This window comes from Mammaliicoccus sp. JADD-157 (assembly GCF_049310805.1).
Taxonomy (GTDB): domain Bacteria; phylum Bacillota; class Bacilli; order Staphylococcales; family Staphylococcaceae; genus Mammaliicoccus; species Mammaliicoccus lentus.
This window is the reverse complement of record NZ_JBMOVZ010000001.1, coordinates 1,207,256-1,221,855: the sequence shown is the minus strand read 5'-3', so window position 1 is coordinate 1,221,855 and position 14,600 is coordinate 1,207,256. Positions and strand designations below refer to the sequence as shown.

The 14,600-nt window shown below is 30.8% G+C and carries 12 protein-coding genes; 4 read left to right on the top strand and 8 right to left on the bottom strand.

Features of this window, described 5'->3' with window-relative positions; translation table 11 throughout:
• Positions 1 to 80 precede the first annotated feature (80 nt).
• The 4 genes from ACO6VN_RS06150 to mqo all read right to left on the bottom strand — a co-directional run bounded on the left by ACO6VN_RS06150 (position 81) and on the right by mqo (position 4,330).
• Positions 81 to 491, bottom strand: a complete 411-nt coding sequence (locus ACO6VN_RS06150) for a VOC family protein (protein ID WP_016999566.1) — start codon at positions 489 to 491, stop codon at positions 81 to 83.
• Between the two features lie 119 nt (positions 492 to 610).
• The gene (locus ACO6VN_RS06145) at positions 611 to 1,873 is read right to left on the bottom strand and encodes a Y-family DNA polymerase (RefSeq protein ID WP_194200189.1); all 1,263 of its coding nucleotides are present in this window, start codon (positions 1,871 to 1,873) and stop codon (positions 611 to 613) included.
• Between the two features lie 293 nt (positions 1,874 to 2,166).
• The gene (locus tag ACO6VN_RS06140; protein ID WP_194200190.1) at positions 2,167 to 2,571 is read right to left on the bottom strand and encodes a sporulation protein; all 405 of its coding nucleotides are present in this window, start codon (positions 2,569 to 2,571) and stop codon (positions 2,167 to 2,169) included.
• 274 nt (positions 2,572 to 2,845) lie between these two features.
• Complete coding sequence (mqo, locus tag ACO6VN_RS06135) at positions 2,846 to 4,330, bottom strand: malate dehydrogenase (quinone) (RefSeq protein WP_194200191.1); 1,485 nt, start codon at positions 4,328 to 4,330, stop codon at positions 2,846 to 2,848.
• 398 nt (positions 4,331 to 4,728) lie between these two features.
• Here mqo and ACO6VN_RS06130 point away from each other — a divergent pair, with 398 nt between their 5' ends.
• A complete protein-coding gene (locus ACO6VN_RS06130; protein ID WP_194200192.1) occupies positions 4,729 to 5,742 on the top strand; it encodes a cation diffusion facilitator family transporter in 1,014 nt (337 codons plus the stop codon).
• The gene (locus ACO6VN_RS06125) at positions 5,742 to 5,927 is read left to right on the top strand and encodes a 2-hydroxymuconate tautomerase (RefSeq protein ID WP_016999571.1); all 186 of its coding nucleotides are present in this window, start codon (positions 5,742 to 5,744) and stop codon (positions 5,925 to 5,927) included. Before ACO6VN_RS06130 ends, ACO6VN_RS06125 begins: the two co-directional genes overlap by 1 nt.
• 110 nt (positions 5,928 to 6,037) lie before the next feature.
• Here ACO6VN_RS06125 and ACO6VN_RS06120 read toward each other — a convergent pair whose 3' ends face one another.
• Positions 6,038 to 7,015 carry an LCP family protein gene (locus tag ACO6VN_RS06120; RefSeq protein ID WP_016999572.1) on the bottom strand — a complete coding sequence of 326 codons (978 nt, stop codon included), beginning with the start codon at positions 7,013 to 7,015 and terminating at the stop codon, positions 6,038 to 6,040.
• Positions 7,016 to 7,169: 154 nt separating this feature from the next.
• Here ACO6VN_RS06120 and msrA point away from each other — a divergent pair, with 154 nt between their 5' ends.
• Both msrA and ACO6VN_RS06110 read left to right on the top strand, forming a co-directional pair.
• On the top strand, positions 7,170 to 7,673 hold the full coding sequence (gene msrA / locus ACO6VN_RS06115) for a peptide-methionine (S)-S-oxide reductase MsrA (RefSeq protein ID WP_194200193.1): 504 nt from the start codon (positions 7,170 to 7,172) through the stop codon (positions 7,671 to 7,673).
• A 113-nt stretch (positions 7,674 to 7,786) separates the two neighbouring features.
• A complete protein-coding gene (locus ACO6VN_RS06110; protein ID WP_194200194.1) occupies positions 7,787 to 8,404 on the top strand; it encodes a DedA family protein in 618 nt (205 codons plus the stop codon).
• Positions 8,405 to 8,424: 20 nt separating this feature from the next.
• Here the strand turns inward: ACO6VN_RS06110 and mprF are convergent, their stop codons facing one another.
• The 3 genes from mprF to ptsG all read right to left on the bottom strand — a co-directional run bounded on the left by mprF (position 8,425) and on the right by ptsG (position 14,540).
• Complete coding sequence (gene mprF, locus ACO6VN_RS06105) at positions 8,425 to 10,974, bottom strand: bifunctional lysylphosphatidylglycerol flippase/synthetase MprF (RefSeq protein ID WP_194200195.1); 2,550 nt, start codon at positions 10,972 to 10,974, stop codon at positions 8,425 to 8,427.
• Between the two features lie 175 nt (positions 10,975 to 11,149).
• Positions 11,150 to 12,301 carry an AI-2E family transporter gene (locus ACO6VN_RS06100; RefSeq protein WP_194200201.1) on the bottom strand — a complete coding sequence of 384 codons (1,152 nt, stop codon included), beginning with the start codon at positions 12,299 to 12,301 and terminating at the stop codon, positions 11,150 to 11,152.
• A gap of 211 nt (positions 12,302 to 12,512) precedes the next feature.
• The gene (gene ptsG, locus ACO6VN_RS06095; RefSeq protein WP_194200196.1) at positions 12,513 to 14,540 is read right to left on the bottom strand and encodes a glucose-specific PTS transporter subunit IIBC; all 2,028 of its coding nucleotides are present in this window, start codon (positions 14,538 to 14,540) and stop codon (positions 12,513 to 12,515) included.
• Positions 14,541 to 14,600 lie beyond the last annotated feature (60 nt).

Genomic DNA, 14,600 nt, shown 5'->3' with positions numbered 1-14,600 from the left:
AATTAAAATTGTAACTTTGTTTAATTTTTTGGACAATAAAAAAGCACACCGACTTTATAGCCGATGTGCTTTTTTATTATTTATTCTTGATGGGTATATGAAAAATCCCAACCTATTCCAAATTTATCAATAACTTTAGCATAGGTTTGACCCCAAAACATTTTATCAAGTTCTACTTGTACTTGACCTTCTTTTTTAAATATTTCATAAACTTCTTTAATTTGCTCTTCTTGTTCAAAATCTAAAACAACATATATATTATGGTTCTTATTGAGAGACTCGTCATTATTAGGAACATCTGAAAACATTAATATATGACCATTTACCTCTAATTGTGCATGCAAAATTCTCTTAGGATCTTCTGCTGTTATGCCAGCATCTCCATATGTTTGTGATTCTCTTACACTTCCGTCTAGCGCTTCACTATAAAATGCCAATGCTTCTTCGCAAGTTCCGTTAAAGTAAAGATAAGGTGTAACTTGTTTAATCACATGCACCACTCCCCATATTTGATTATCAGTCAAAATTAAGTATATAAATATGTGTATAGTTTGTCAAATATTATATTTTTACACACATTTATATTATGTTTATAGATTTATTATATAAATTACTTTTTATGTCCTGCTATGAGTCCTGCTCTTTCTCTTGCTGTAGCTGCTGGTGTATATGACACAGCTTTAGATACAACATTAGGACCGTATTTTCTTTTAAGTTTATCGATTGTCTTCTCAAGTGCTTCATCTCGTTGTCTTTCAAATTCATCAATAAATAAATTAAGTTGTCTTGCTCTTTCTGGAACAAAGTTATTTAAAGTGACGCTTAATGTTCGATATTTTGCTTGTTTATCGCACAATTGTTCTGCAAAGCTCCAAATCACTCTAAATATATCCATAGTTAAATTCGTGCCATCTTTTAAAGTATATTGTTTATTAACGTCGCCTTCTCCACTATATCCCATTGAAAAAGATATCGTCTTAACTAATAAATCTCTTGATCTTAAACGCATCGCAACTTCTTCTACTAATTCTAATAATACAACTTTCGTTTCATGATAGTAGTAATCTCTCATCAGTATTTGGCTCTTACATATCGTCGGATTCATAATACGATGTTTTTCTTTAATTTTGCTTAAATCTATACCATTTGCATGCAAATGTAAATCCGTGCCAATTACACCAGACTCTCTCTTTAAATATTGCTGTGGATAGTGCGCTAAATCTCCAATTGTGAAAATACCTTTAGCATTTAATTTCTTCTCAGTTCTATGATTAATCCCCCAAAATTTACTAAGCGGATTTATGGGCCATAACTTTGTCGGTACATCTTGATATCTCCACTCAGCAATGAAATCTTCATTTGTCTTTGACTCCATATCCAATGAAACTTTACTCAATAACATATTAGAGCCTATGCCAATTGCGCACTGAATTTGGGTTTCTTCTTTGATTTCTCTCATTAAACGTTGAGCAAATGCTCTTGGTGTAGAACTAAACTGTTTGTAACTATCCGTAATATCTATAAAAAATTCATCAATACTATATTGATGAAAATCTTCAGGTGCGACGTAACGTAAAGCTATCTTAGTAATTGCTACAGAATATTCTAAATATCGTTTCATACTTGGATTAATAATGTAAATGTCATTTCTATGAGGTATTTCAAACAATCTTGATCCAGTTTTTACACCTAACTTTTTCAAAGGCTCCGTAGCTGCTAACACGATAGAACCTTGTCGTTTAGTATCTGCTATTACTGCTAATTTTGTTGTTAACGGATCCAGCCCTTTCATAATACAAGACACACTCGCAAAGAAGCTTTTCTGATCTATACATAAGATATCTCGGTCCTCACATAAATGATAATCATACATAATGTCACCTTCCCTCAATCGACTGAATATATTTTTATTATATACGAACATATGTTCTATTTCAACGTTAATACGTTTATTTTTGTATAAATAATGTTTTTAATCAACTGAAACGTTATATGTGTTGATGTTCAAAAGAAGGTTTCCCTTATTAATCCCTGTTATTCCAAAATAAAAATAAAACACACCACAAAAGCTAAGGATTACCCTACTTTTGTGGTGTGTTTTTAAGAATTTAAGCATGAACGTTACAATACTAAAATAACAATATTTTTATAAACTAATAGTGAACACTATCTTACTATAATTAATCGTTCTTCGTCATCTGCACCGACAGATTGATCAATATGAACATGTGTTTTTAAGAAGATTTCTTCAGGTTCACCTTTAAAATCAATCTGTTCTAATTTGAATTCAAATTCATATTCTTGTTGTGCGCCTTTTTTAATAACGAAAGATTTATTAACTTTGTATTTATGCAATACATTATCAAATTCAGCAAAATCACTATCTTCATCTTTGTTGTTAACTCTTTCAATTAAAGATAACATAATATATTCTACTTTAATGTCACATGAACCACCATAAAAAATCACTTTACCTTTAATTGGTTCTTCTTCATTAAAAGTTAATTTTTTTAGTCTCGTATCAATTTTTAAATTACCGATACCAATAGAAGTTAGTAATTTTTCAAACATAGAGTGAACCCCCCCTTAATCTTCATTAAGAATAGTTTAACGCGATTGGGTTAAAAGTTAAAGAGAATAAAATCAATTTTTATTTTAGAGTTAAAGAAATTTGTAAATTTGTTACATACGATTAAATATACAGATTATAAATACATGAAAATTATACGCTAATGTGCATGTATTTCGATACTTTCACATTATATTACCAAAAAAAGCTCCCTTCAAAGATTTCACTTTTTTAGAGTGTGCTTTGAAAGAAGCATATCAAAATTTTATAGTTCTATTATTTATATAATCCTAATGCTTTTGAAGTTGATGTATTAATTTCATCAAATACTTCAGGATTTTCAGACAATTGTACTTCATATGAAGGTATCATTTGTTTAATTCTTTGTTTCCATTCTGGAAATTGTTCTGGGAAACTTTTTTCTAATAACTGCAACATAACATGTACTGCTGTAGAAGCACCTGGAGAAGCACCTAGTAAAGCTGATATTGAACCGTCTTCACTTGTGACAAGCTCAGTACCAAATTGAAGTGTCCCTTTCCCGCCTTCTTCTGTGTCTTTAATTACTTGCACCCGTTGGCCAGCAATTACAATGTCCCAATCTTCTAATTTTGCAGTTGGAATAAATTCTTTTAACTCTTCTAATCGTTTTTCATCAGATAAAAGTACTTGCTCCACTAAATATTTCGTTAATCCCATTTCTTTTAATCCAGCAGAAAGCATTGTTAAAACATTATTAGGTTTAACAGATTCAATTAAATCTAAATTTGAACCTGTTTTCAAGAACTTAGGTGAAAATCCAGCAAAAGGTCCAAATAATAATGTTCGTTTACCTTCAATGTATCTTGTATCTAAATGTGGTACTGACATTGGTGGCGCGCCGACTTTAGCTTTACCATAAACTTTGGCTTCATGTTTAGCAATAACGTCTTCATTATTACATACCATGAATAAACCACTAACCGGGAAGCCACCTATATTTGTAGATTCTTTAATACCTGTCTTCTGTAACAGCGGTAAACTGCCGCCACCAGCACCAATAAATACAAATTTAGTGTTGTGATATTCAGTTTTCTTCGTTTCACTATTATAAATTTTTAATTGCCATGTGTTATCTTGATTTCTTCGAATATTCTGAACAGAATGATTGTAATATAACTCTACACCTTCATCTTTTAAATTACTTAAAAGTGAACGTGTTAAATTACCGAAGTTTACATCTGTACCAGATTCTATTTTAGTTGCTGCAATTTCTTCAGTAGTCGGACGTCCCTCCATCATTAATGGCATCCAATGTTTTAATGTTTCAAAATCATCAGTAAATGTCATACCTGTGAATAAAGGATTATTCGATAAAGCATCACAACGTTTTCTCAAAAATTCTATGTTTTTCTTTCCATAAACAAAACTCATATGTGGAACAGGACGAATAAATGATTTTGGATCAGCTAACTTACCTTGATTTACAAGATAAGTCCAAAATTGTTTTGATAACTGAAACTGTTCATTGATTTGGATTGCTTTATCAATATTAACGGAACCATCCGCCTCTTCTTTAGTGTAATTCAATTCACATAAAGCAGAATGTCCTGTACCTGCGTTGTTCCATTCATTAGAACTCTCTTCAGCTGGTTTAGATAATTTTTCGAATAATTTAATTTCTAAGTTTGGTGATAATTCTTTAAGCATTGTGCCTAAAGTCGCACTCATTATGCCACCACCAATTAATATTACATCTGTTTTCTTATGTATTGAATTCATAATTAACTACAGAGCCCCTTTCAATATTAATTTACTCATCTATATATGCCCATAACAAATATACAGAATTTCAGTTATTAAATTTGTTTACATAATTTTATGTATTAACTCTATTATAAACCTAATATCTATATTAAAAAAGTGTCAACTCATAGATAAGGTGTAATAAGACATTTAATGTATTAAGCTACATTAATATAGTAATCAAATAGTATGACATATTTAAATATTATACATTTATAGTATAACACATTCCCTAGCTAATGGTCTTAAGAAATTTCAAACAACACTTATAGTTTACATAATAAAATTATAAGCATCTAAAATGATTAGCAATATTAAATTATGGGAATTAAGATGTTATCATTATAAAAATTTAATATGCAAAGGAGCTTGTTATGAGCAGATTTTTCAATTTTCTTAAAAAAGGTAGCATGTCTTCTTTATCTGCTGCTATCGTTAACTTCATTCTTGGTTTTTTAAAGCTCTTCGCTTTTATTTTTACAGGCAACATCGCTATGTTTGCTGAAATGATGCATTCCTTTGGGGATGCAGCTAATCAATTATTCGTGTTTCTCGGTTCTGCTTTTTCAAAACGTAGTCCTAATGAGAAGTTCCCACTTGGATATGGTCGACTTATTAATCTAGTATGTTTAATAGCAGTTATAATTGTTGGGATTCTATCATACGAAACAGTAAAAGAAGGTTTTCACCATATTATTCATCCTAATGATACTGATGGCCCACTTTTATTTTTCTGGATTAATATCGGCGTACTCGTTATCGGTATTGTTTTAGAAGGTACAGTGTTAAGAAAAGCTGGCAAAGAAATTTTAGAAGAAGCTGGAGAATCCAGCAAAGGTTTATTAACACCTTTCACTAAAAGTTATTTAAATATCAGCAAAGCAAAGCCCGCTACAAAACTTGTATTTATGGAAGATACAGTAGCAGCTGGTGGCGGTATAATCGCTGTATTATCCATTATCATTGCTCGATTAACTGGCTTAGGTATGCTTGAAGGTATTGCTTCAGTCATAATCGGTATCATGATGTTTATTATTGTCGGTATTATATTTGTTGAAAATGCCCAAGGTGTTCTTGGTATCGCTGATCACGAATCAGAAATACATGCTTCACGTATCATTCTAGATGAAAAAGCTGTATCTGATATTAAACGATTAGCTGTCATTAAAGAAGGAGAAGCATTGCATATTGAAGCATTATTAGAGTTAAACAAGAACTTTACGTTAAAAGAGTTGTCAGATATCAGAAAACGGATTATATTAAAGTTGTTAGACTTATCACATGTTGAGGATGTTAATATCGAATTCATTGAAGATGATGGCCAGCAAGACTGGCGCGGTGATACAGGTCCTTCAGCAAATATACAATATAATGAGGAGAGAAAATAATGCCAATCGTAAATGTTAAATTAATTGAAGGTAGATCAGATGAACAGTTAAGAGGTCTAGTTAATGATGTTACCGAAGCAGTACATAAGAATGCTAAAGCTCCAAAAGAAAATATACACGTTATCATTGAAGAAATGAAACCTGAACACTATGGTGTAGCAGGCGTTCGTAAATCAGATTCTTAATTTTTAAATACATTAAAGAAAAAGGGAGCGAGACAGAAATCTTATTTTTAAAGATTTCGTAGTCTCGCTCCTTCTCACTTTGAATACGGATAATATGCCATACTCATCTACTATTCATCAAGAAATTCTTTTATTGCTTTTTTATTCTGTTCTTTATCAATACTTAAAACAGCACCATTTTCAATATCATTTTCATTTGTATAAGAGCCTTTTACTGGCACTGTTAAAGTCTTAATATCTTTATCGCCTCTAGCTATAAAGCTAGCTCCCGTTTTATAAATTGTTTGATCATCTAAATTTGTATTAACATAACCTCTTGCAATACCAGCAATTTTAGGTGCTTTCAGAACTGAATTTACACTTAATAGTTCTGATTTCAGTCCTGTCATAACTTGTTGTTGTCTTCTTACTCGTCCAAAGTCGCCTTCTTCGTCATTTCTATAACGCGCATAACCTAATAATTCTTTCCCGTTTAAGTTATGTTGACCTTTTTTCAGAGAAACACCAATTTTTTCAGACATGTCCTTTTCAACATTGATTGGAACACCGTCTGGTGCAATTTCATCAACCATTTGCTCGAATCCATCAAAGTCTATGATGGCATAGTACTCTGGATCAAGACCAAGGTTTTTCTTCAATGTTTTGCGCAATAATTCTGGTCCACCAAGTGAGTATGCAGTATTGATTTTGTAATTTCGATAACCACCAGGTATTTCAGAATAAATATCTCTCATGACCGAAACGATTTTTAAATCTTTCTTTAAGTAATCATATTGAACAACCATAATTGAATCGGTTCTAGGCTGTGAGTTATCAACTTTACGATCTTCCCCTAACACAAGCACATTAACCTTACCATCATTTCTGGTAGAACTATGGAACTTATGTAATTGATGGTCCTTACCATTCTCAGTTGAAACCTTCAAGCCAGACTTATATGAAGCAGTTATATAGAATACTAACCCGATTAATAGCAAAATGATACCTAAAAGAATAAAAGGCCCTTTTTTAATTCTACGCTTTTTCGTTCTTCGTGGTATATCTGTTTGACGATTGTCATCTGTTTCTGATTGATTTTGCGAAGTCATTGTTACCAACCTTTTATCTTCAAAATTGATATTAATTATATTATAATTAATATCATACACTAAGTTAACCAATTTATGGTTTAAAAATCAAGAAAAAATTGTGAAACAATCGGAAAATAAGACTTGAGACTGAATAAAGGATGGTAAAATTATAATGAATATGAATAAAGCGTATTTCGCAGGTGGATGCTTTTGGTGCATGGTTAAACCATTCGATGAGTATGAAGGTATTGATAAAGTCACTTCAGGTTACATGGGTGGAACAACAGAAAATCCTACTTATGAAGAAGTAAAGACAGGAGAAACAGGGCATCTAGAAGTTGTTGAAATCCAATACGATGTTGCATTATTCTCATACAATAGATTATTAGAAATATTTTTTGCAATTATAGATCCTACTGATGCTCATGGGCAATTTCAAGATCGTGGCTCTCAATATCAAACAGCTATCTTTTATACAAATGATGACCAAAAGAAATTAGCTGAAGAATATATCGCACAGTTAAAAGATAAATTACCTGAGAATCAAACAGTTGTAACAAAATTATTACCATATCAAACATTTTATGAAGCAGAAGATCATCATCAAGATTTTTATAAGAAAAATCCTGAAAGATATCGAGAAGAACAATTAGAAAGAAGTCGTTTTAAAAAATAAATATAACTTTAGTTAAATAGCAGTAAAGTATGTACAATAGTATACTGTACTGTTATTTTTCTGTTTAAAGTTAATTATATTTTTGATATGAATCATTACATAAGGAGTTAATTATGGAACAATGGATTACTGATTTTATGACCCAATATGGATACGTAGGTATCTTTATACTCGTATTTTTAGAATATATTATACATCCCTTCCCTTCTGAAATTGTATTAACATTTGCAGGATTTATGACAACACAATCTAATTTAAGTATTGTCATCGTATGTATATTAGCAGTTGTTGGAGCGGTGCTCGGTGCGTTAGTATTATATGGCATCGGTGCTTGGATTGGCGAAGAACGTATATATCGTTTAATACATAAGCATGGTAAGTACATAGGAATTAAAACTAAAGATTTAGATAAAACAATTACTTGGCTAAATAAGTATGGAAATTGGGCTATATTTATCGGAAGATTTATTCCTATAGTAAGAACTTTGATATCTTTACCTGCAGGAATCACAAAAATGAATATACCTTTATTCATTTTATTAACAGCAATCGGTACTGGTATGTGGAATATACTACTGATTGTATTAGGCATGACATTAGGAAGTCATTGGCATAAAATAATTGAATTCGCAGGTATATATTCCAAATTATTTATCATCATTATTGCGATTATTGTATTATATGTTCTATATCGCTGGTTTAAACGTATAAAAGAAACACGTGCAGATTAAAAAATAACGATAACACCTCGCTATTTGGTGTTATCGTTATTTTTTATTTTATAATTTATCGTCAAACTCACTCTTATTAAATTCCATAATAATGAACTATACTTTTTATAGACTAGAAATCTTGGTTCCCAATCTGGGTGGTATTTTTGTTTGTAATTTCTTAAACCTTGGAAGCTATATATACCGTTCATATTTTCAAAAACTTTAGCAGCAAATTTCTCTCTTAAGTATGCATATTTGTTATAACCTACGTTTGATAATGTAGCCATACCCATATTAAATTGTTTATAGCCTTGTTCTTTAGCCCAAAGCAACATGTGAATATAAAGTGCATCCATCACTGCTATATCAATATCTTTATTCCATCTAATTAAATCAATCGATATTGACTGATTATAATTTGTATACATTAATGAACAAAATCCTACGATACCGTATGCTCCATGACGTATAACGGCAATTGGAGCTTTATTTAAATAATTTAAATTAAAAGCGCCTACTGAAAAGTTCATTTCTTTTTTACCATTTAACCAATTATCACTTATAGTCTTCATCATTTGAATATCTTCTTCACTATATGGTGCCTCTAAAATTTCAAAGCGATAACCTTCAGTTTCAAGTTTATTATATGTTGCGCGCATACCTCTTTTCTTTTTACCAGATAAGGTAAATGTATCTAGGTTAATGAGCGCTTCTTCACCAAGTTTAAAGAATACATTTCCATATTCATGGTATAAAGAAAGTAATTTAGTTTGTACTTGATAAAAAATGATGTCTCTACCTAAAAAATACATTTGATCATAAAATTTAGTTAACACTTCAGAAAATTTATCTTCATTTCCGATAGGATCACCTAATACAATGACGGCATTCATTGTTTGACGATACATAATAAATACGTCTTCATCTTCGTTTACAAAAAATTGTTTATCGCCTGTAAATGCTAGATGACTCACGTAAGAACCTTCATATTTTTGAATGATATTTTCAATTGTTTTAAAATTAAAACCTTTAGTTAAATTTCTTTGATTATTTTTAGAAAGTATAAATGTTATGACTGTTCCTAGAAGTAATAATAGTACGAGTACAACTATAAACAGACTAAATACGGCATATTTATCAAATTTTGTAACTTCATGTGGATATAAATTTAAATAATTCACTGTGATTATTCTGTTGAAAATAAACATGACAAGAATGAGTAAGCCACTTAGCAAAATTTTTATAGGTGTAACGATTTTTTTAACGACATTTGCATTCTTATAACCTATAAATAACAATATTAATAATATTGCTAACCATAAAAATGCAATAATTGTACCGTTCGTTAAAATCGACACAAACATTAATACTAGAGTTGATATAATACTCATTAATGTGGATCGCATTGTCCCGGACATTACACCTTTAGAACAAATAAGTAAAAGCAGTGTTGCAGCGGTATGTAAAGCTAGTAAAATAGAATAAAACGTATAATGATGAGAATATATGGCATCATATAAAATAAATACATGATTAAAATATAAAACAAACCCAGTTATTCCGACTAATAATCCTAATGCGATAGAAGGAATTTTCGTCAATAAATCTCTTTGAATAGCTTTAATAAATGAAGTTGTATCCATCGCAGGCGTATAGAATTTGCTTTCTTCGATATACTTTCTAATAATACTCCCAAACTCGAATGTAGACAGTCCAAGAGCAATAATAAATGGAAAGAAATAATAAACAATTCTATACAGTAATAAAGCCAATAGAACTTGTTCTTCTGGTACGCCTAACGATTTAATGCCTAATAATATTACTAAATCAAAAGCACCAAATCCACCTGGAATCATACTCATTAGTCCTGATAAAGCAGCAATAACGAATATACCTACTAAATGTGAATAATCTACATGAACATTTAGAGCCTGTAAAATAACATATAGTAAAAAGCTCGCTGCTAACCATTCGAACGCTGAAACTATTGTGAATTTAACACCTAATAATCTATCTTGCTCTGTGGAAGGCTTTAAAATTGAAAAGATTATAAATATCGGTAAAAAAGCACTGCCGATGTATAAAACAATTTTAGCCCATGAAATATTATCTAATAATGTATCGACTTTAAATAAATGCAGAACAATTAATAAACATAATAAACTCAGCCCACTTAACATAGAAAGTAATAATAAAGACACACTCTTGATGAGCACCTTTCTATCTTGGACTTCATTTCTATATGAATAAATTCTAATTCCAGCACCTATTAATCCGCCAAATCCTAAAATGCTATTAAAAGTATTAATGATGAAACTGATTGATAAAATTTTATGTAGCGGTAGTTTAATTTTTAATGATTGCTTTAACATAACGTCATATAAAGATAATATTAGGACAGATAGTACACCTAAAATAACAATACCGACAAATATAATTGTATCCATTTCTCTAAATAACACAAATGTCTTTTTAAAGTTAATTTTAGATATTTCATTATGTAGAATATAAATGACGACTATAAACACTAGACATATAAATGGAATTTTTAAAAACGAAATAATGCTCTTACTATTTAATAATTTCATATTTCGACCTCTTAATCATTTCTTCTACCAAATAATACCATAAAATTCAATAAATTTGTATTCATATATAGATTCAAAGCTATTACATATAAAAAAGCAGTGAAGAATTCCATTGTATTAGAATTCTTCACTGCTAGTCTTATTTATTCTTAATTAGATTTATGGTAGAAGATCATTAATTTTCTTTTATTACCTTATTATCTTCTATTTCATATGGTCCTGAATCATCTTTATAATATTTATTATATCTACGTTTAAATAAAGTAAATACGTGTGTTACAGCTACTTTAATAATAGCATATGCTGGAATTCCTAGAATAACACCTATTATGCCAGCTAAATTACCTGCACATAACAATACAAATATAATTGTAAGTGGATGAATTTTCATCGTTTTACCCATAATATTTGGCGAAATAAAATGCCCTTCTAAAAATTGTACTGCTGCCCAAACGATTGCAAGTTTAAGTAGCATAAATGGTGAATCAATCGCTGCCAATACTATTGCTGGTGAAATAGCTATCATAGGCCCTAAATAAGGCACTACACTTGTCACAGCAGCAATGCTTGCTAATGTTAATGCGTAATCAAGCCCAATGATTGAATAGCCAATAAATAGTAATACACCAATACAGAATGCTACAATCATTTGTCCTTGAATATATGAACCAACTTGAAGGTTCATTTTATCAATTAAATCATGTGTATCTCTTCTAAATTTAGGAGGCATTAAACTAATGAAATAGTTTCTAAATTTTTCTCCATCTTTCAATAAGAAAAATAACACAAACGGAAATGTCGCAATAATAACAACTACATGCGTAATAGTAGAAACAAATGATTGGAATTTGTCTCCGAAACTACCTACTGAATTTGATATTTTTTTAGGAATATCACTAAAGTTTTGTTGTAACCAATTTTGAGCTTGAGTGTAATAATCCGCTATAAACGAATTTTTGGATAACTGTTTAATTTTATCGCTAAACTCATCTATATAAGTAGGTAAATTTTTTGAAAAACTTTCTATTTGATGCTGTACGACTGGAATCAATAAAGTAACTATAAACGTAATACCTGCAATGATAATAAGTAGTAAAATAAGGATTCCCCATAACCGTGAAATATTCATTCTTTCCATAAAGTTTACTAATGGGTTAAATAAATAAAATGCTATAAACGCAACGATAATTGGGCCAATTAAAGTTGTCGTTACTGTGATTAATGGTTCGAAAATAAATGAAACTTTTTGGAATATAAATACCGTTAAACCAATGAGTATAAGCAGACCTAAAATAAAATAAATATCTCGGCCTCCAAAAAATCTCATAAATCTTGTTTCTTTACCGTTCGAACCTCTACCTCGTGATTCTTTTTCCAAGAATAGCCCTCCTTGTATTAATTTATAGTCTATTATACCCTAATCGACGAAGTTTAACAGTAAAATTTTACATTAATAGTTTACATAATAATTTTATGTTTTATCATAATGAAAATAAAAAAGAGAAGAATCTATTTGAAGATCCTTCTCTTTTTATATTCTATTTAACAATAAAGATTTTATCGCCTTGTTCTACTTTTCCTTTAACTAATGTTTCTAATTTAGAATCATTAAGGTTTGTTACAACAATCGGTGTTACTGTGCTATCTGCATGCTCTTTAATATAGTCTAAATCTACTTTCATTAAAGGTTGTCCTTTAATAATATCAGTTTCTGCTTCTGCTAATATTTCAAATCCTTGACCTTCTAATTTAACAGTTTCTAAACCGAAATGAATTAGTAATTCCACACCTTCAGTTGATTCTAAACCAATAGCGTGCTTTGTAGGGAATGTCATTTTTAATTTACCGTCAAATGGTGCTACAACTTCGCCTGTTTCTGGAATGATAGCTATGCCGTCACCCATCATTTTTTCAGAGAACACTTTATCTGGTACTTCACTAATATCAATGATTTCACCTTTAATAGGAGAATAAATTGTTGCATCTCCTTCAGCTAGAATTTCAGCATTTTCTTTATTACCTTCTTCTGTAACTGTTGTTTCACTTGGTTTCGTAATTTCACCTGAAATAATACGTGCCATGTCATGTTTAATTTGATCTGATTTAGGTCCAAATATTGCTTGAATATTATTACCTACTTCAAGTACACCTGAAGCACCTAAACTTTTCAGTTCAGATTTATCAACTTGGTCTTTATCTTGAACTTCTACACGTAATCTCGTAATACAAGCATCTAAATGTTTAATATTATCTTGACCACCCATTGCTTCTAAAACTGAGAACGGTAATTCACTATTAGATACAGTTGTTGTTTTTTGTTCTGCATCATCTCGACCAGGTGTTTTGTAATTGAATTTTGAAATAAAGAATCTAAACACAAAGTAGTAAATAACTGCGTATACTAAACCAACTGGGATTACTAGCCACCATGCTGTTTTACCTTGTAAGATTCCAAATGTGAAGAAATCAATGAATCCACCTGAGAATGTATAACCTAGATGTAAATCTAATAAATATAAAATTAAGAATGATAATCCGTCTAATATTGCGTGAATAAAGAATAATAATGGTGCTACAAATAAGAATGAGAATTCTAATGGTTCCGTAATACCTGTTAAGAATGATGTAAGTGCTGCTGAACCCATTAAACCAGCAACTACTTTCTTGTTTTCAGGTTTAGCTGTATGGTAAATTGCTAATGCTGCTGCAGGTAACCCGAACATCATAACTGGGAATTCACCTTGCATAAATTTACCAGCAGTTAAACTTACATTATCAGCAATTTGCGCTTGGAAAATTGATAAATCTCCGTGTACAACTTTCCCTGCTGCTGTAGTATATGATCCAAACTCAAACCAGAATGGCGCATGGAAAATATGATGTAAACCGAATGGAATTAACAGACGTTTAATAAATCCGAATAAGAATACTGCTAATCCAGTATTTGCATCGATTAAACTAGATGAGAATTCGTTTAATCCATATTGAACGTGTGGCCAAATCCAAGCCATTAAAAACGCTAATAGGAATGATGATGCAGCCATTACGATTGGTACGAAACGCTTACCAGCAAAGAAACCTAAGTATGATGGTAACGTAATGTTATAGAACTTGTTATAACACCATGCTGCTAAAGCACCAATGATGATACCGCCGAATACCCCTGTTTGTAACGTTGGGATACCAAGTACTAAAGCATTACCAGGGTTCTCAGCATTAATATCATCAGCTGTGATACCTAAATATTGACCCATAGTCATATTTAAAACTAAGTAACCTACGAATGCTGCTATAGCTGCAACACCGTCTCCACCTGCTAAACCAATTGCTACACCCATAGCGAATAGCATAGGTAAATTATCAAATATAATACTACCAGCACTTTGCATTAAATCAGAAATCATAACAACCGTATCATTTGTTAAGAACGGCATTATTTCAACTAAGTTAGGCGTTTGCATAGCTGACCCAAAAGCTAACAACAGCCCTGCTGCTGGTAAAATCGCAACTGGTAACATTAATGCTTTACCAATACGTTGCAACTGACCAAAGAACTTCTTGAACATTATAAAACCCTCCTGTATTTTGAACTTTATAAATTATGGCACTAAAAAAGGCATGAGCAA

Excerpts from the sequence above, each read along its gene's own strand:
- mqo (WP_194200191.1), bottom strand. The coding sequence starts at position 4,330 with ATGAATTCAATACATAAGAAAACAGATGTAATATTAATTGGTGGTGGC.
- ptsG (WP_194200196.1), bottom strand. The coding sequence starts at position 14,540 with ATGTTCAAGAAGTTCTTTGGTCAGTTGCAACGTATTGGTAAAGCATTA.
- ACO6VN_RS06110 (WP_194200194.1), top strand. The coding sequence starts at position 7,787 with ATGGAACAATGGATTACTGATTTTATGACCCAATATGGATACGTAGGT.
- ACO6VN_RS06100 (WP_194200201.1), bottom strand. The coding sequence starts at position 12,301 with ATGAGATTTTTTGGAGGCCGAGATATTTATTTTATTTTAGGTCTGCTT.
- ACO6VN_RS06130 (WP_194200192.1), top strand. The coding sequence starts at position 4,729 with ATGAGCAGATTTTTCAATTTTCTTAAAAAAGGTAGCATGTCTTCTTTA.
- ACO6VN_RS06140 (WP_194200190.1), bottom strand. The coding sequence starts at position 2,571 with ATGTTTGAAAAATTACTAACTTCTATTGGTATCGGTAATTTAAAAATT.
- mprF (WP_194200195.1), bottom strand. The coding sequence starts at position 10,974 with ATGAAATTATTAAATAGTAAGAGCATTATTTCGTTTTTAAAAATTCCA.
- ACO6VN_RS06145 (WP_194200189.1), bottom strand. The coding sequence starts at position 1,873 with ATGTATGATTATCATTTATGTGAGGACCGAGATATCTTATGTATAGAT.
- msrA (WP_194200193.1), top strand. The coding sequence starts at position 7,170 with ATGAATATGAATAAAGCGTATTTCGCAGGTGGATGCTTTTGGTGCATG.
- ACO6VN_RS06120 (WP_016999572.1), bottom strand. The coding sequence starts at position 7,015 with ATGACTTCGCAAAATCAATCAGAAACAGATGACAATCGTCAAACAGAT.
- ACO6VN_RS06125 (WP_016999571.1), top strand. The coding sequence starts at position 5,742 with ATGCCAATCGTAAATGTTAAATTAATTGAAGGTAGATCAGATGAACAG.